The 17,849-nt window shown below is 39.7% G+C and carries 16 protein-coding genes; 15 read left to right on the top strand and 1 reads right to left on the bottom strand.

The window, feature by feature from the left end; all coding sequences use genetic code 11:
• Positions 1-59: 59 nt before the first annotated feature.
• From OCF96_RS01530 to ciaH, 8 genes are all read left to right on the top strand, one after another.
• On the top strand, positions 60-296 hold the full coding sequence (locus OCF96_RS01530) for a DUF2829 domain-containing protein (protein WP_000141914.1): 237 nt from the start codon (positions 60-62) through the stop codon (positions 294-296).
• Positions 289-987 (top strand): 3-oxoacyl-ACP reductase, encoded by a 699-nt coding sequence (locus OCF96_RS01525; RefSeq protein WP_261445415.1) that lies wholly within the window; start codon positions 289-291, stop codon positions 985-987. Before OCF96_RS01530 ends, OCF96_RS01525 begins: the two co-directional genes overlap by 8 nt.
• 10 nt (positions 988-997) lie before the next feature.
• On the top strand, positions 998-1,498 hold the full coding sequence (locus OCF96_RS01520) for an NUDIX hydrolase (RefSeq protein ID WP_261445414.1): 501 nt from the start codon (positions 998-1,000) through the stop codon (positions 1,496-1,498).
• Positions 1,476-2,351: a putative PEP-binding protein gene (locus OCF96_RS01515; RefSeq protein ID WP_261445647.1), complete on the top strand. Its 876-nt coding sequence runs from the start codon at positions 1,476-1,478 to the stop codon at positions 2,349-2,351. The genes OCF96_RS01520 and OCF96_RS01515 overlap by 23 nt, the downstream gene beginning before the upstream one ends.
• A complete protein-coding gene (locus OCF96_RS01510) occupies positions 2,320-2,760 on the top strand; it encodes an ASCH domain-containing protein (RefSeq protein WP_261445413.1) in 441 nt (146 codons plus the stop codon). Before OCF96_RS01515 ends, OCF96_RS01510 begins: the two co-directional genes overlap by 32 nt.
• A 121-nt stretch (positions 2,761-2,881) precedes the next feature.
• The gene (locus OCF96_RS01505) at positions 2,882-5,428 is read left to right on the top strand and encodes a M1 family metallopeptidase (protein ID WP_261445410.1); all 2,547 of its coding nucleotides are present in this window, start codon (positions 2,882-2,884) and stop codon (positions 5,426-5,428) included.
• A gap of 108 nt (positions 5,429-5,536) precedes the next feature.
• Positions 5,537-6,211 carry a two-component system response regulator CiaR gene (gene ciaR / locus OCF96_RS01500; RefSeq protein WP_000590636.1) on the top strand — a complete coding sequence of 225 codons (675 nt, stop codon included), beginning with the start codon at positions 5,537-5,539 and terminating at the stop codon, positions 6,209-6,211.
• Positions 6,201-7,535 carry a two-component system sensor histidine kinase CiaH gene (gene ciaH, locus OCF96_RS01495; protein ID WP_261445406.1) on the top strand — a complete coding sequence of 445 codons (1,335 nt, stop codon included), beginning with the start codon at positions 6,201-6,203 and terminating at the stop codon, positions 7,533-7,535. The genes ciaR and ciaH overlap by 11 nt, the downstream gene beginning before the upstream one ends.
• Positions 7,536-7,568: 33 nt before the next feature.
• On the opposite strand, the gene OCF96_RS01490 is transcribed toward ciaH, so the two are convergent.
• Positions 7,569-7,856 (bottom strand): DUF3270 domain-containing protein, encoded by a 288-nt coding sequence (locus OCF96_RS01490; RefSeq protein WP_261445400.1) that lies wholly within the window; start codon positions 7,854-7,856, stop codon positions 7,569-7,571.
• 139 nt (positions 7,857-7,995) lie between these two features.
• Between OCF96_RS01490 and OCF96_RS01485 the strand changes: the two genes are divergently transcribed.
• From OCF96_RS01485 to ezrA, 7 genes are all read left to right on the top strand, one after another.
• Positions 7,996-8,925, top strand: a complete 930-nt coding sequence (locus tag OCF96_RS01485) for a peptidase U32 family protein (protein ID WP_261445398.1) — start codon at positions 7,996-7,998, stop codon at positions 8,923-8,925.
• A 198-nt stretch (positions 8,926-9,123) separates the two neighbouring features.
• Positions 9,124-11,574: a bifunctional DnaQ family exonuclease/ATP-dependent helicase gene (locus OCF96_RS01480; RefSeq protein ID WP_261445397.1), complete on the top strand. Its 2,451-nt coding sequence runs from the start codon at positions 9,124-9,126 to the stop codon at positions 11,572-11,574.
• Between the two features lie 35 nt (positions 11,575-11,609).
• Entirely contained in the window at positions 11,610-12,833 is a 1,224-nt protein-coding gene (locus OCF96_RS01475; protein ID WP_261445394.1) for an FtsW/RodA/SpoVE family cell cycle protein, read from the top strand.
• A 10-nt stretch (positions 12,834-12,843) separates the two neighbouring features.
• On the top strand, positions 12,844-13,398 hold the full coding sequence (locus tag OCF96_RS01470; protein WP_203213331.1) for a DJ-1 family glyoxalase III: 555 nt from the start codon (positions 12,844-12,846) through the stop codon (positions 13,396-13,398).
• A gap of 85 nt (positions 13,399-13,483) precedes the next feature.
• Positions 13,484-14,047 carry an HAD family hydrolase gene (locus OCF96_RS01465; RefSeq protein ID WP_192855392.1) on the top strand — a complete coding sequence of 188 codons (564 nt, stop codon included), beginning with the start codon at positions 13,484-13,486 and terminating at the stop codon, positions 14,045-14,047.
• Positions 14,048-14,061: 14 nt separating this feature from the next.
• A complete protein-coding gene (gene gyrB / locus OCF96_RS01460; RefSeq protein ID WP_061864016.1) occupies positions 14,062-16,008 on the top strand; it encodes a DNA topoisomerase (ATP-hydrolyzing) subunit B in 1,947 nt (648 codons plus the stop codon).
• An 81-nt stretch (positions 16,009-16,089) separates the two neighbouring features.
• On the top strand, positions 16,090-17,817 hold the full coding sequence (ezrA, locus tag OCF96_RS01455; RefSeq protein ID WP_261445383.1) for a septation ring formation regulator EzrA: 1,728 nt from the start codon (positions 16,090-16,092) through the stop codon (positions 17,815-17,817).
• Positions 17,818-17,849 lie beyond the last annotated feature (32 nt).

Here is a 17,849-nt window from a genome sequence, read left to right as displayed (position 1 = left end):
TTAAAGCGGTTTTTTTGTTATAATGAAGGGAAGAATTATTGATTTTAAAGGAGAAAAACATGACATTTGAAGAGATCCTACCTGGGTTAAAGGCTAAGAAAAAATACGTACGTACTGGTTGGGGAGGTGCTGAAAACTATGTGCAGCTTTTTGACACTATTGAACAAAACGGGGTTGCACTTGAAGTGACACCCTATTTCCTAATCAACGTGTCTGGGGAGGGAGAAGGTTTTTCCATGTGGAGTCCGACACCTTGTGATGTTTTGGCGACAGATTGGGTAGAAGTGAATGACTAAACGTGTATTGATTACAGGAGTGAGTTCAGGGATCGGTCTGGCTCAAGCTCGCCTCTTTTTAGAGAATAGCTATCAAGTTTACGGAGTTGACCAAGGTGAAAATCCACTCTTAGAGGGTGATTTTCACTTTTTACAGAGAGATTTGACCTTGGACTTGGAGCCAATTTTTGACTGGTGTCCTCAGGTGGATGTTTTGTGCAATACTGCTGGAGTTTTGGATGCTTACAAACCACTGTTGGAACAAACAGCGCAGGAAATTCAAGAGATTTTTGAAATCAACTACCTGACTCCTGTTGAGTTGACTCGCTATTATTTGACACAAATGCTAGAGAATAAAAAAGGGACCATTATCAATATGTGTTCCATAGCTTCGAGTCTAGCAGGAGGTGGTGGTCACGCCTATACTTCATCTAAGCATGCTTTGGCTGGATTTACCAAGCAGTTGGCTCTAGACTATGCTGAAGCTGGGATTCAGGTCTTTGGTATCGCTCCAGGAGCAGTCAAGACAGCTATGACTGCTGCGGACTTTGAGCCAGGTGGTTTAGCGGACTGGGTGGCTAGTGAAACACCAATCAAGCGCTGGATAGAGCCAGAGGAAGTGGCAGAAGTCAGTCTCTTTTTGGCCAGTGGAAAGGCATCTGCCATGCAAGGACAAATTCTGACAGTAGATGGTGGCTGGTCTTTGAAGTAGGAGTAATTGGATGGAAATCAAAAATCACTTTGGAGTCTATGGTGTTTGCTTTGAAAATGGGAAGTTACTCTGCATTGAAAAAACGATAGGCCCTTATCAAAATCGGTACGATCTACCTGGAGGCAGTCAGCAACTTGGTGAAGGGTTGACAGAAACTCTCAAGAGGGAAGTTTTGGAAGAGACGGGATTTACTGTTAGAAACTACTCTAATCCTCGAATCTACGATGTTTTCGTCAGGGAAGAGTTAAAAAACTTTATGGTTCACCATGTCATGGCCTTGTATGATGTTGAAATGAATGAGAGTGCACCTCAAGTTACGATTTCGGAAGCTGTGTCTGATGGTGCGAATGATTCGCTTGGATATATTTGGATGGATATTCAAGAAATCACAGAAGAAAATGCATCGCCATTAGTCTTGAAGGTTAAGTCTGAACTATTAGGATTTCCAGAACTGGACAAGACCTCTTACATGAATTGGAAGGTGAATGATGAGAAACCAACTAGCTCTTAGTGGCGAAAAAATTATTGAAAAAGTTTACCCACAACTATTTCACCACATTGGCATGATTCGTGGGGAATATTTGTTGAGAGAGCTCAATCAAAACATCCTATTACCAAGTTGTCGGCAATTTGTAAAAGATTATCTAGAGACTATCTGCTCCCTGTACTCAGATGAAGAAATTTGGTATCGTTTTTCTGAATTAACGAATACAGAAGCCAATTGTTTAGTGGGGACTAAAGAGTATTTTGATGAAAATCATCCCTTGTTTGGCTATAGAGGAACGAGGCGTTTATTGATGTGTCAAGATGAATTTCAGGCTGAAGCAAATGTTGTTACAGAAGTTTATCAAACCAATCCCAATCTGTCTCTTATTTTTCCTTTTGTCAATGATGCTGAGCAGTTAAAGCAAGCTATTACAGTATTGCGTCAGCAGGATTTTACTGGGGAAGTCGGCACGATGATTGAATTACCGTCAGCATATTTTGACTTGGACAGAATAATGGAAACGGGCATTTCAAAGATTGTAGTTGGAATGAATGATTTGACTTCCTTTGTTTTTGCGACTGTGAGAAATAGTCAATGGCATGATATGGAAAGTCCCATTATGTTAGATATGCTGAGACAGATGCAGGATAAAGCAAGGAAGAATAAGATTGACTTTACTGTAGCAGGCTATCTGAATCTTTCTTTTATACAAAAAATGAATCAGATGGGTATCGAATGCATTCTCCATTACAGCTCTATTCCAGAGATTTTTGATTTAGAAATTGACTATCCAGATCATCTTAAACACATAAAAGAAGAAAGTAAAAAATTACAAAGGAGCACCCATGACACCGCAAGAAATGTGGAATGCATATAAGAAAATCAATCCTTCTATCGGAGATGAAATAGATGCTTGGACTTTTGGAGTAGAAGCCGATCTCTTGGCAGATTTGGTTTTAAAAGGAGAAAAGACAGCAACCGCATCAGCCTACGACCTCTATGCACTAGAAGGCGAACCTCTTCCGCAAGAAGGAACATTTGATGTCATTTTAGACAGTCAAAATCAGGCTGTCTGCATTGTCGAAATTACAAAGGTTTCCGTTCAGCCCTTTAATCAAGTTTCTGCTGACCATGCCTACAAGGAAGGAGAGGGAGATAAATCCTTAACTCATTGGCGGCAGGTTCATGAGGACTTTTTCACCGAGTGGCTGAGAGAGGCTGGACTAACTTTTACACCTGATAGCAAGATTGTTTTAGAAGAATTTCGCAAGGTCTACCCCTTGTAAACTGTTAGAAGGAAGAAAGTTTTGGAAATGACCGTCCAATCCTTTTTTCTTAGACAAAACATGATATAATAAGTTTGTTTGAAGAAGAGTAGCAGCTCTTAAACTTAGATAGGAGAAAACTATGCAAGCAGTTGAACATTTTATTAAGCAATTTGTTCCTGAACATTATGATTTATTTTTAGACTTGAGTCGTGAGACCAAGACCTTTTCTGGGAAGGTGACCATCACTGGTCAAGCACAGAGTGACCGTATTTCCCTACACCAAAAAGAATTGGAAATCGCTTCTGTAGAAGTTGCAGGTCAAGCTTGTCCATTCACAGTCGATAATGAAAACGAAGCTCTTCATATCGAACTTGCAGATGCAGGTCAAGTTGAAGTGGTCATCGCCTTTTCTGGTAAAATCACAGACAATATGACAGGGATTTACCCATCTTACTACACAGTTGATGGAGTCAAGAAGGAAGTTTTGTCTACTCAATTTGAGAGCCATTTTGCACGCGAAGCTTTCCCATGTGTGGATGAGCCAGAAGCCAAAGCAACTTTTGACCTCTCTCTACGTTTTGACCAAGCAGAAGGTGAGTTAGTCTTGTCTAACATGCCAGAAATCGAAGTGGAAAACCGTAAGGAAACAGATATCTGGAAGTTTGAGACAACGCCTCGCATGTCTTCTTACTTGTTAGCCTTTGTAGCAGGTGATTTGCAAGGTGTGACGGCTAAAACTAAAAACGGTACCCTGGTAGGTGTTTACTCAACCAAAGCTCACCCATTATCTAACCTTGATTTTTCACTAGATATAGCAGTTCGCTCTATCGAGTTTTACGAAGATTACTATGGAGTTAAGTACCCAATCCCTCAATCTCTCCATATCGCCCTTCCTGACTTCTCAGCTGGTGCTATGGAAAACTGGGGTCTTGTAACTTATCGCGAAGTTTACTTGGTTGTGGATGAGAACTCAACATTTGCTAGCCGTCAACAAGTTGCCCTTGTTGTGGCACATGAATTGGCTCACCAATGGTTTGGTAACCTCGTAACTATGAAATGGTGGGATGATCTTTGGCTTAATGAAAGTTTTGCCAATATGATGGAATATGTCTGTGTGGATGCTATTGAACCAAGCTGGAATATCTTTGAAGATTTCCAAACAGGTGGTGTTCCGTCTGCCTTGAAACGTGATGCGACTGATGGTGTTCAGTCTGTTCACGTCGAAGTTAAACATCCAGATGAAATCAATACGCTCTTTGACGGAGCTATCGTCTATGCCAAAGGAAGTCGCCTCATGCACATGCTTCGTCGTTGGCTAGGTGATGCCGATTTTGCCAAAGGTTTGCATGCCTACTTTGAAAAACATCAATACAGCAATACAATTGGTCGTGACCTTTGGGATGCTCTTGGTCAAGCATCAGGACGTGATGTCGCAGCCTTCATGGATTCTTGGTTGGAACAACCTGGTTATCCAGTTCTCACTGTCAAAGTTGAAAATGATGTCTTGAAGATTTCACAAAAACAATTCTTCATCGGTGAGCACGAAGACAAGAACCGTCTCTGGGTTGTGCCACTAAACAGTAACTGGAAAGGCTTGCCTGATACACTCGAAACTGAAAGCATCGAAATTCCAGGCTACGAAGCTCTTCTTGCTGAAAACAAAACAGCCCTTCGTTTCAACACTGAAAATACAGCCCACTATATTACAGATTATCAAGGAGACTTGCTAGATGCCATTCTTGCTGACCTAGTTGATCTTGATAACACAAGCAAACTACAAATCGTCCAAGAACGTCGCTTGCTTGCTGAAGCAGGGCACATTTCTTATGCAGACTTGCTTCCAGTCCTTGATAAACTTGCTAAAGAAGAATCTTACCTTGTCGTTTCAGCTGTTTCTCAAGTGATTTCTGCTCTTGAGCGCTTTATCGATGAAGGAACAGAAGCTGAAAGAGTCTTCAAAGAATTGGTTGCTAAATTGGCTCGTCACAACTATGACCGTCTTGGTTTTGAAGCTAAAGATGGCGAGTCAGATGAGGATGAATTGGTTCGTCAGTTGGCTGTTTCGATGATGATTCGTTCAAATGATGCAGCAGCTAGTCAAGTCGCTAGTCAAATCTTCGCAACTCACAAGGAAAATCTTGCTGGCCTTTCAGCAGCAATCCGTTCACAAGTTCTTATCAACGAGATGAAACATCATGAGACCAAAGACTTGTTAGCACTTTACCTTGACACTTATACTCACGCAACAGATGCTGTCTTTAAACGTCAGTTGGCAGGAGCTCTTGCCTACAGTACAGATGCGGACAATATCCAAACCTTGATTGCTTCTTGGAAGGACAAATTTGTAGTTAAACCACAAGACTTGTCAGCTTGGTACTTCCAGTTCTTAAATCATCAAGCAACTCAGGAAACAGCTTGGTCTTGGGCACGTGAAAACTGGGCTTGGATTAAGGCAGCACTTGGAGGAGATATGAGCTTTGATAGTTTTGTTATCCTTCCAGCGCATGTATTTAAGACTCAGCAACGCTTGGCGGAATACAAGGAATTCTTTGAACCACAACTTTCTGACCTTGCTCTTAGTCGTAACATCGGTATGGGAATTAAGGAGATTGCAGCGCGTGTTGACTTGATTAACCGTGAAAAAGCTGCGGTCGAAGCAGTTGTTCTTCAATACGGAAGTAAATAAATAAGCCTAAAATAAAAAGAAAACTCAGCTATCTCATGTAAAATGCAGAGAGTTGAGTTTTTTTTAAGGCAAATTTGGTATAATGGTTTTAATAAGGAGGAGTTTCTCATGATAAAAATCTTATTGGTTGAGGATGACCTAGGCCTGTCAAATTCAGTATTTGACTTTTTAGACGATTTTGCAGATGTCATGCAGGTCTTTGATGGGGAAGAGGGTCTCTACGAAGCTGAGAGTGGTGTCTATGACTTGATTTTGCTCGATTTGATGTTGCCTGAAAAAAATGGCTTCCAAGTCTTGAAAGAATTGCGTGAAAAGGGAATTACGACACCAGTTCTGATCATGACTGCCAAGGAAAGTTTGGATGACAAGGGACACGGATTTGAATTGGGAGCGGATGATTATCTGACCAAACCTTTCTACCTAGAAGAACTCAAAATGCGTATTCAAGCCCTTCTCAAACGTTCAGGCAAGTTTAATGAAAACACCTTGACTTATGGAAATATTGTAGTTAATTTGTCAACAAATACCGTTAAGGTTGAAGATAATCCAGTCGAATTGCTGGGGAAAGAGTTCGATTTACTAGTTTATTTCCTTCAAAATCAAAATGTTATTTTGCCTAAGACTCAGATTTTTGATCGTCTATGGGGATTTGATAGTGATACAACGATTTCAGTTGTAGAAGTCTATGTTTCAAAAGTCCGTAAGAAATTAAAAGGAACCACTTTTGCAGAGAATTTGCAAACCTTGCGCAGTGTTGGGTATATTTTAAAAGATGTTCAGTAAACTAAAAAAAACATGGTATGCGGATGACTTTAGTTACTTTATTCGCAACTTTGGTGTCTTCACTCTGATTTTCTCTACCATGACCTTGATTATTTTACAGGTCATGCATTCGAGTCTCTATACTTCGGTGGACGATACGCTCCATGGTTTGAGTAATAATCCTCAGGCAGTTATTCGGCTTGCTGTAAATAGGGCAACAGAAGAGATTAAAGACTTAGAGAATGCGGCTACAGATACTAGTAAGACTGAGGTAAAACCCAATGTCAGTTCCAATACAGAGGTTATTCTTTTTGATAAGAATTTCACTCAGCTCCTTTCTGGAAATAGATTTTTGGGCTTGGATAAGATTAAGTTAGAAAAGAAAGAACTAGGCCATATCTATCAGATTCAGGTTTTTAATAGCTATGGACAGGAAGAAATCTATCGCATGATTTTGATGGAAACCAATATCAGTTCGGTTTCAACCAATATCAAGTATGCTGCTGTCTTGATTAATACCAGTCAGTTGGAGCAGGCCAGTCAAAAGCATGAGCGATTGATTGTGGTTGTGATGGCAAGTTTCTGGATTCTGTCTTTGCTTGCCAGTCTCTATCTAGCTAGGGTCAGTGTTCGGCCCCTACTTGAGAGCATGCAGAAGCAGCAGTCCTTTGTGGAAAATGCCAGTCATGAGTTACGAACTCCACTTGCTGTTTTGCAAAATCGCTTAGAGACTCTTTTTCGTAAGCCAGAAGCTACCATTATGGATGTGAGCGAAAGTATTGCATCGAGTTTGGAAGAAGTCCGAAATATGCGGTTTTTGACGACGAACTTGTTGAATTTAGCTCGTAGAGATGATGGGATTAAGCCTGAACTTGGAGAAGTTCCAACTAGCTTTTTTAATACAACTTTCACAAACTATGAGATGATTGCTTCGGAAAATGACCGTGTCTTCCGTTTTGAAAATCGGATTCATCGAACGATTGTCACAGATCAGCTCCTTTTGAAACAACTGATGACCATCCTATTTGATAATGCTGTCAAGTATACTGAAGAGGATGGTGAAATTGATTTTGTGATTTCAGCGACTGATCGTAATCTCTATTTACTTGTTTCGGATAACGGAGTCGGTATTTCCGCAGAAGATAAGAAGAAAATTTTTGACCGTTTTTATCGAGTAGACAAGGCTAGAACCCGTCAAAAAGGTGGCTTTGGTTTAGGATTATCTCTAGCCAAGCAGATTGTAGATGCCTTAAAAGGAAGCATTACTGTTAAAGATAATAAACCAAAGGGAACAATCTTTGAAGTGAAGATTGCCATCCACACACCATCTAAAAAGAAAAAATAAAAATATCGCTCCAGTTGGGGCGATATTTTGGATTTATCTTCTACGTTTTCGTTTGATAATAGATCGTTGTACTTTTAAAACAAGTAAGCTGGATCCGATTGCTGCGGCAAAGGCAAGAGCAGGTGATAATTTTAATGCTAAAAAGATGAAACTAAAGATAGCAATACAGATACAAAAAACAGCGATATTAACAAAAAATAGGATTTCCTTGAGATTAGCATCAGATTGCGCTTCAGGTGTGTAATCTTGATAGCGAGGAACCTGCTGGTTTAATTCTTCTTGATAGTCTACCTCATAGGATTGTAATTTTCTTACGGGCATTATTCTCTCCTTAACAGTACATACCTATTTTATCATTTTTTCAGCAGAGAATTATTACAGAAAGGTTACAAAAAGAATAAAGTCCCTTTTCATTTTCAAAGAATAGCTGATTTTGGAGAAATGTGGTATAATTTTCCTTATGGAAAAGATTATTATTACAGCAACTGCTGAAAGTATTGAACAAGTTAAACAACTGCTTGAAGCTGGCGTAGACCGTATCTATGTTGGTGAGAAAGATTTTGGCCTTCGTCTGCCAACAACCTTTAGTTATAACCAATTGCGTGAAATCGCTAAGCTGGTTCATGAAGCTGGTAAGGAACTGATTGTTGCGGTTAACGCCCTCATGCACCAAGACATGATGGATCGTATCAAGCCTTTCTTAGACTTTTTGGAAGAAATTAAGACAGATTACATTACGATTGGGGATGCAGGTGTCTTTTACGTGGTCAACCGTGATGGCTATTCTTTCAAGACTATCTACGATGCTTCAACTATGGTGACAAGCAGTCGTCAGATCAACTTCTGGGGACAAAAGGCTGGCGCATCTGAGGCTGTTTTGGCGCGTGAAATTCCATCAGCTGAACTCTTCAAAATGCCAGAAATTTTGGAAATTCCTGCTGAAGTGTTGGTTTACGGAGCTAGTGTCATCCATCATTCTAAACGTCCGCTCTTGCAAAACTACTATAACTTTACGCATATCGATGATGAAAAGACTCGCAAGCGTGACCTCTTCTTGGCTGAGCCAAGTGACCCAGAGAGCCATTATTCCATTTTTGAAGACAATCATGGTACCCACATCTTTGCCAACAATGACCTTGATTTGATGACCAAATTGACAGAATTGGTAGAGCATGGTTTCACTCACTGGAAACTAGAAGGGCTCTACACACCTGGTCAGAACTTTGTTGAGATTGCAAAACTCTTTATCCAAGCGCGTAGCTTGATCCAAGAGGGTAACTTTAGCCATGACCAAGCTTTCTTGCTGGATGAGGAAGTGCGTAAACTTCACCCTAAAAACCGTTTCCTTGATACAGGATTTTATGACTACGATCCTGATATGGTTAAATAAAGTAAATGATTCATTGAGAGAAGGAAGATTTAAAATTTCTTTTCTCAATTTTTCTTATTTCTTCACTATTTTCAAAAAATCAGAAGGCTAGGATGCTCTATTTGGTGGGATTTTTAAGCTAAGTAGTGTCCATGAGTTTGAAAATTATCCCATGTTTGCAGGTGCCAAATGGCCCTTTTTTTGGTATAATTTTTTATAATGAAAACGATTGGTAATCGCTATGTTGTGGTTGATTTAGAGGCAACTAGCACAGGTAGTAAGGCTAAAATTATCCAAGTGGGAATTGTCGTGATTGAGGACGGAAAAATCGTTGATCACTATACGACGGATGTCAATCCACATGAACCTTTGGATGCTCATATAAAAGAACTGACAGGACTGACTGATCAACGTCTGGCGCAAGCACCTGATTTTTCGCAAGTTGCCAGAAAAATCTTTGACTTGGTGGAGGATGGGATTTTTGTAGCCCATAATGTTCAGTTTGATGCCAATCTCTTGGCGGAAAATTTATTTTTTGAAGGCTATGAACTAAGAAATCCTCGTGTTGACACGGTCGAATTGGCCCAGGTCTTTTTCCCAGAACTGGAAAAATATAGTTTGCCTATTTTGTGCCGAGAATTAGGAATTCATCTAAAACACGCTCATACAGCCCTTTCAGATGCCCAAGCCACTGCGGAATTACTCCTTTTTCTACGGAAAAAAATGGCCCAGCTTCCTAAAGGTCTCTTGGAACGTTTGTTGGAAATGGCTGACGCTCTCTTATACGAGTCCTACCTGGTTATTGAAGAAATTTATCGCAGTCAATCTATCCTGAGTTCTCCAGACTTGATCCAAGTTCAAGGATTATATTTCAAGAAAAATGAAGCTCCCCTGGAGACACGAAAACTATCTCAAGATTTTTCTAAAAATATTTCTCTATTGAATCTTGAAGTGAGGGAGGAGCAAGAAAATTTTGCTAAAGAAGTCGGCTTGCTATTGGAAGATGAGACTGTCTCTCTGATTCAAGCACCGACAGGGATTGGAAAAACCTATGGCTATCTCTTACCCGCTTTATCTCAGGTGAAAGAGTGTCAAATTGTTCTTAGTGTTCCGACAAAGATTCTTCAAAATCAAATCATGGAAGAAGAAGGTAAACGTCTCAAGGAAGTGTTCCATATAGATATTCATAGTTTAAAGGGGCCACACAATTATTTGAAGTTGGATGCCTTTTATCGTTCCTTGCAGGAAAATGATGAAAATCGCTTATTTAGACGCTTCAAAATGCAACTCTTGGTCTGGCTGACTGAGACAGAGACAGGAGATTTGGATGAAATTGGGCAACTTTACCGTTACCAGCATTTTCTGACAGATCTTCGTCATGACGGGAATTTATCATCTCAAAGCTTATTTATGACGGAAGATTTTTGGAAACGTAGTCAAGAAAGGGCACAAACCTGCAAGCTTTTAGTGACCAATCATGCCTATCTTGTAACCAGACTGGAAGATAATCCTGAATTTGTCAGCGACCGTTTATTGATTATTGATGAAGTTCAAAAGATTTTGTTGGCTTTAGAAAATCTGCTTCAAGAGACCTACGATATCCAGTCCATTATCGATTTGCTTGACAAGGCTTTACTGGACGAGCAAAATAAGGTCCAGCAACGAATACTAGAAAGTATTCGCTTTGAGTGTCTCTACTTAATAGAACAATTCCAGTCTGGAAAATCTAAGAAAAATATCTTATATTCTCTTGCCAATCTCCACCAGTATTTTTCAGAATTAGAAGTAGAAGGCTTTGAAGAACTGGTTCGCTATTTTACAACTGACCGAGATTACTGGCTTGAAGCAACTGAAACGAGTCAAAAGAAAATTCAAATTTCTTCTACGAAATCAGGCCGTATTCTTTTATCTTCTTTAGTGCCTAATTCATGTCAAGTCTTGGGAGTGTCGGCTACTCTTGAGATTAGTCAGAGAGTTTCTTTGGCAGACCTTCTAGGCTATCCTGAAGCCAAATTTGTCAAGATTGAAGCTCGGGGAAAACAGGAGCAAGAAGTGGTCTTGGTTAAAGATTTCCCTCTGGTAACAGAAACTTCCTTAGAAGTTTACGCAAAAGAGGTAGCTAACTTGCTGATGGAAGTTCAAGCTTTCCAGCAACCGATTTTAGTACTCTTTACTGCTAAAGACATGCTTCTAGCAGTATCGGATTTACTTCCAGTTAGCCACTTAGCCCAGTATAAAAATGGCGATGTTCATCAGCTTAAGAAACGCTTTGAAAAAGGTGAACAGCAAATCCTGCTTGGTGCAGCAAGTTTCTGGGAGGGAGTTGATTTTTCAAGTCATCCTTTTGTGATTCAAGTTGTACCAAGACTTCCTTTTCAAAATCCTCAAGAGACTTTGACGAAAAAGATTAATCAGGAACTGAATCAAGAAGGAAAAAATGCCTTTTATGATTATCAATTGCCAATGGCCATTATTCGTTTAAAGCAGGCTTTGGGAAGAAGTATGAGACGCGAACACCAACGTTCCTTAACTCTTATTTTGGATAGGAGAATTGTCGGAAAGAGGTATGGCAAACAAATAGTGGCATCTCTAGCAAAAGAAGCGACTGTTAAAACTCTCTCTCAGTATGAAGTTAGTGAAGTTATTGATAAATTTTTAAATGAACTTTGATAGTAGCATAGTATGAAAGTATAAGGTTAGTATATATGAAACGTTCTCTCGACTCTAGAGTCGATTATAGTTTGCTCTTGCCAGTATTTTTTCTACTGGTTATTGGCGTAGTGGCTATCTACATAGCCGTTAGTCATGATTATCCAAACAATATTCTGCCCATTTTAGGGCAGCAGGTCGCCTGGATTGCCTTGGGGCTTGTGATTGGTTTTATCGTCATGCTCTTTAATACAGAATTTCTTTGGAAGGTGACCCCCTTTCTGTATATTTTAGGTTTGGGACTTATGGTTTTGCCTATTGTCTTTTATAATCCAAGTTTAGTTGCATCCACGGGTGCCAAAAACTGGGTATCGGTAAATGGTATCACCTTGTTCCAGCCGTCAGAATTTATGAAGATATCCTATATCCTCATGTTGGCCCGTGTCATTGTCCAGTTTACAAAAAAACATAAGGAATGGAGACGAACAGTTCCACTGGACTTCTTGTTGATTTTTTGGATGATTCTCTTTACCATTCCAGTCTTAGTTCTTTTGGCACTTCAAAGTGACTTAGGGACGGCCTTGGTTTTTGTAGCTATTTTCTCAGGAATCGTTTTATTATCGGGGGTTTCTTGGAAAATTATTATCCCAGTATTTGTGACTGCTGTAACAGGAATTGCTGGTTTCTTAGCTATTTTTATCAGCAAGGACGGTCGGGCTTTTCTCCATCAACTGGGAATGCCGACCTACCAAATCAATCGTATCTTGGCTTGGCTTAATCCATTTGATTTCGCTCAAACAACGACCTATCAGCAGGCTCAAGGACAAATTGCCATTGGGAGTGGTGGCTTATTTGGCCAAGGGTTTAATGCTTCTAATCTGCTTATTCCAGTTAGAGAGTCGGATATGATTTTCACGGTCATTGCAGAAGATTTTGGCTTTATTGGCTCTGTTCTTGTTATTGCTCTTTATCTCATGCTGATTTACCGTATGTTGAAGATTACACTTAAATCAAATAACCAATTCTACACCTATATTTCCACAGGTTTGATTATGATGTTGCTCTTCCATATCTTTGAGAATATCGGTGCTGTTACTGGCTTGCTTCCCTTGACTGGGATTCCTTTGCCTTTCATTTCTCAAGGTGGATCGGCTATCATCAGTAACTTGATTGGTATTGGCTTGCTTTTATCGATGAGTTACCAGACAAACCTAGCTGAAGAAAAGAGCGGAAAAGTCCCATTCAAACGGAAAAAAGTTGTATTAAAACGAATCAAATAAGGAGAAAATCATGGTTAAAGTAGCAGTTATATTGGCTCAGGGATTTGAAGAAATTGAAGCTTTGACAGTTGTGGATGTTTTGCGTCGTGCTAATATTACTTGTGATATGGTAGGATTTGAAGAGCAAGTGACAGGTTCGCACGCAATCCAAGTAAGAGCAGATCGTGTCTTTGATGGTGATTTATCAGACTATGACATGATTGTTCTTCCTGGAGGGATGCCTGGTTCTGCACATTTACGGGATAATCAGGCCTTGATTCAAGAGTTGCAAAGCTTCGAGCAAGAGGGGAAGAAACTGGCAGCCATTTGTGCGGCACCAATTGCCCTCAATCAAGCAGGAGTTCTGAAAAACAAGCAGTACACTTGCTATGACGGCGTTCAAGAGCAAATTCTTGATGGTCAATACGTTAAGGAAACAGTAGTGGTAGATGGTCATTTGACAACCAGTCGAGGCCCCTCAACAGCCCTTGCCTTTGCCTACGAATTGGTGGAGCAATTAGGAGGAGACGCAGAGAGTTTACGAACAGGAATGCTCTATCGAGATGTCTTTGGTAAAAATCAGTAAAACGGGAGTCAAACTCTCGTTTTTTTATGTGGGAAACTCAGGGAAATCATCGCTTTTTTCATAAAAAAATGCTATAATGAAGGGTATGAAATATCACGATTACATCTGGGATTTAGGTGGAACTTTACTGGATAATTACGAAACTTCAACAGCTGCATTTGTTGAAACATTGGCATTGTATGGCATCACACAAGACCATGACAGTGTCTATCAGGCTTTAAAGGTTTCTACTGATTTTGCGATTGAGACATTCGCTCCCAACTTAGAGAATTTTTTAGAAAAGTACAAGGAAAATGAAGCTAGAGAACTTGAACACCCGATTTTATTTGATGGAGTTTCTGATTTATTGAAAGATATCTCCAATCAAGGTGGCCGTCATTTTTTGGTTTCTCATCGAAATGATCAGGTCTTGGAAATTTTAGAAAAAACCTCTATAGCAGCTTATTTTACAGAAGTGGTTACTTCTAACTCAGGCTTTAAGAGAAAACCAGATCCTGAGTCCATGATTTATTTAAGAGAAAAGTATCAGATTAACTCTGGTCTTGTAATTGGTGATCGACCGATTGATATCGAAGCCGGGCAAGCTGCAGGACTAGCTACCCACTTGTTTACCAGTATCGTGAATTTAAGACAAGTATTAGACATGTAAGAAAAAGGAATAAGATGACAGAAGAAATTAAAAATCTGCAGGCACAAGATTATGATGCCAGTCAAATTCAAGTTTTAGAGGGTTTAGAGGCTGTTCGTATGCGTCCAGGGATGTATATTGGGTCAACCTCAAAAGAAGGTCTTCACCATTTAGTCTGGGAAATTGTTGATAACTCAATTGACGAGGCCTTGGCAGGATTTGCTAGCCATATTCAAGTCTTTATTGAGCCAGATGATTCGATTACTGTTGTTGATGATGGGCGTGGTATCCCAGTCGATATTCAGGAAAAAACAGGTCGACCTGCCGTTGAGACTGTCTTTACTGTCCTGCACGCTGGAGGAAAGTTTGGCGGTGGAGGATACAAGGTTTCAGGTGGTCTTCACGGAGTGGGGTCTTCAGTAGTTAATGCCCTTTCCACTCAATTAGACGTTCATGTCCACAAAAACGGTAAAATTCATTACCAAGAATACCGTCGTGGTCATGTTGTCGCAGATCTTGAGGTGGTTGGAGATACGGATAAGACTGGAACAACAGTTCACTTCACACCGGACCCAGAAATCTTTACTGAAACAACAACCTTTGATTTCGATAAATTAAATAAACGGATTCAAGAGTTGGCCTTTCTAAATCGTGGTCTTCAAATCTCCATCACAGATAAGCGTGAGGGGTTAGAACAAACTAAGCATTACCACTATGAAGGTGGGATTGCTAGCTACGTTGAATATATCAATGAGAACAAGGATGTAATCTTTGATACACCAATTTACACAGATGGTGAAATGGATGATATCACAGTCGAAGTAGCCATGCAGTACACAACGGGTTACCATGAAAATGTCATGAGTTTCGCAAACAATATTCATACTCATGAAGGTGGAACGCATGAACAAGGTTTCCGTACGGCCTTGACACGTGTTATCAACGATTATGCTCGTAAGAATAAACTGCTTAAAGACAATGAAGACAACTTGACAGGGGAAGATGTCCGTGAAGGATTGACTGCAGTTATCTCAGTTAAACATCCAAATCCACAGTTTGAAGGGCAAACCAAGACCAAACTGGGAAATAGCGAAGTGGTCAAGATTACTAATCGTCTCTTCAGCGATGCCTTCTCTGATTTTCTCATGGAGAATCCACAGATTGCTAAGCGAATCGTGGAAAAAGGGATTTTAGCTGCTAAGGCTCGAGTCGCTGCCAAGCGTGCGCGTGAAGTCACTCGTAAAAAATCTGGTTTGGAAATTTCCAACCTTCCAGGGAAACTAGCAGACTGTTCTTCTAACAATCCTGCTGAAACAGAACTCTTCATCGTCGAAGGAGACTCAGCTGGTGGATCAGCCAAATCTGGTCGTAACCGTGAATTCCAGGCTATCCTTCCAATTCGCGGTAAGATTTTGAACGTTGAAAAGGCAAGTATGGATAAGATTCTTGCTAATGAAGAAATTCGTAGTCTTTTCACCGCGATGGGAACAGGATTTGGAGCAGAATTTGATGTTTCGAAAGCCCGTTACCAAAAACTTGTTTTGATGACCGATGCCGATGTCGATGGAGCCCACATTCGTACCCTTCTTTTAACCTTGATTTATCGTTATATGAAACCAATTTTAGAAGCTGGTTATGTTTATATCGCCCAACCTCCAATCTATGGTGTCAAGGTTGGAAGCGAGATTAAAGAATATATCCAGCCAGGAGCAGACCAAGAAATTAAACTCCAAGAAGCATTAGCCCGCCACAGTGAAGGTCGCACCAAACCGACTATTCAGCGTTATAAAGGTCTTGGTGAAATGGACGACCACCAATTGTGGGAAACAACCATGGATCCAGAACACCGCTTGATGGCTAGAGTTTCTGTGGATGATGCTGCAGAAGCAGATAAAATCTTTGATATGTTGATGGGGGATCGAGTAGAGCCTCGTCGTGAGTTTATCGAAGAAAATGCCGTCTATAGTACACTTGATGTCTAAAAAATCGGGAGAAGTAGTTCCCTTGGTCTAAAAAATATGATATAATCATTACGATTGTTTCAAGTAAAAAAGGAGTTTAATATGTTTGGTGGACTAGTAATTTATCTTGCAATTGCAGTTGCAATTTTCTTAGTAATTGCCTATGCTATCGCAATCTACGTACGAAAACGAAATGAAAGTAAATTAGCAATTTTAGAAGAGAAAAAAGAAGAGCTGTATAATCTTCCAGTAAACGATGAAGTTGAAGCTGTAAAAAACATGCACTTGATTGGACAAAGTCAAGTGACTTTCCGTGAGTGGAACCAAAAATGGGTTGACCTATCTCTTAACTCTTTTGCTGATATCGAAAATAATCTTTTTGAAGCAGAAGGCTATAACAACTCATTCCGTTTTTTCAAGGCCAGTCATCAAATCGACCAAATCGAGAGCCAAATTACCTTGATTGAAGAAGATATTGCGGCAATTCGCAATGCCTTGGCAGATTTGGAGAAACAAGAGTCTAAAAATAGTGGACGTGTTCTTCATACCTTGGACTTGTTTGAAGAGTTGCAACACCGAGTTGCTGATCATTCTGAAGAATATGGCCAAGGTTTATCTGAAATTGAAAAACAATTGGAAAATATCCAATCAGAGTTTTCTCAGTTTGTAACTTTAAATTCGTCAGGTGACCCAGTAGAAGCTGCTGTGATTTTGGATAATGCTGAAAATCATATCTTGGCTTTGACACATATTGTTGATCGTATACCAGCAATTGTAGCAACATTATCTAAAGATCTACCTGATCAACTGGAAGATTTAGAAGATGGCTACCGTAAGCTTTTAGATGCTAATTATCATTTTTCTGAGACAGATATTGAAGCGCGTTTCCAACTGCTTTATGAAGCTCTCAAGAAAAATCATGAGAATATTGCGAAACTAGAATTGGATAATGCAGAGTACGAAAATACTCAAATCCAAGAAGAGATTAATGCACTTTATGATATCTTTACACGAGAAATCGCTGCTCAAAAAGTAGTAGAAGGCTTAGTTACAACCCTTCCTACATATTTGAAACACATGAAAGATAGTAATGCTGTTTTAGTGGAAGATATTCAACGATTGAGTAACAATTACCTACTATCTGAAACGGATGTTAGTCATGTTCATAGATTACAAGCTGAGTTAGAATCTTTAGAAGAATCTGTATTGGAATTAACTTCTGAACAAGAGGAACATTCTGAGCCTTATTCATTGCTTGAAGATCGTTTGGAAAACTTACAAGCGACTTTGAAGGAAATTGAAGATGAACAAGTTGCGGTTAGTCAACGTCTTGCTCAGATTGAAAAAGATGATATTAATGCTCGCCAGAAGGCAAATGTTTATGTTAATCGTCTTCACACAATTAAGAGATATATGGAAAAACGCAATCTTCCAGGTATTCCTCAGAGTTTCTTACAGTTGTTCTTCACAGCAAGTAATCATACAGAGGAGTTGATGGCTGAACTTGAAGAAGCCCAGGTCAATATCGAAGCTGTGAACCGTATGCTTGAAATTACGACAAATGATATGGAAGAACTTGAAGAAGAAACCTATAATATTGTTCAATATGCAACGTTGACAGAACAATTACTACAGTATTCAAACCGTTATCGCTCATTTGATGAACGAATTCAAGAAGCCTTTAATGAATCATTAGAAATTTTTGAAAAAGAATTTGATTACCATGCTTCATTTGATAAGATTTCGCAAGCTTTGGAAGTTGCAGAACCTGGTGTAACCAACCGTTTTGTCACTTCATATGAAAAAACACGTGAAACAATTCGTTTCTAATATAATAAAAAGATTTGGTTCTGTGAGAAGCA

This window comes from Streptococcus mitis (genome assembly GCF_946190065.1).
GTDB lineage: Bacteria > Bacillota > Bacilli > Lactobacillales > Streptococcaceae > Streptococcus > Streptococcus mitis_DE.
Note: the sequence above shows the minus strand (reverse complement) of the source record. Positions and strands in the feature narration are given on the sequence as shown.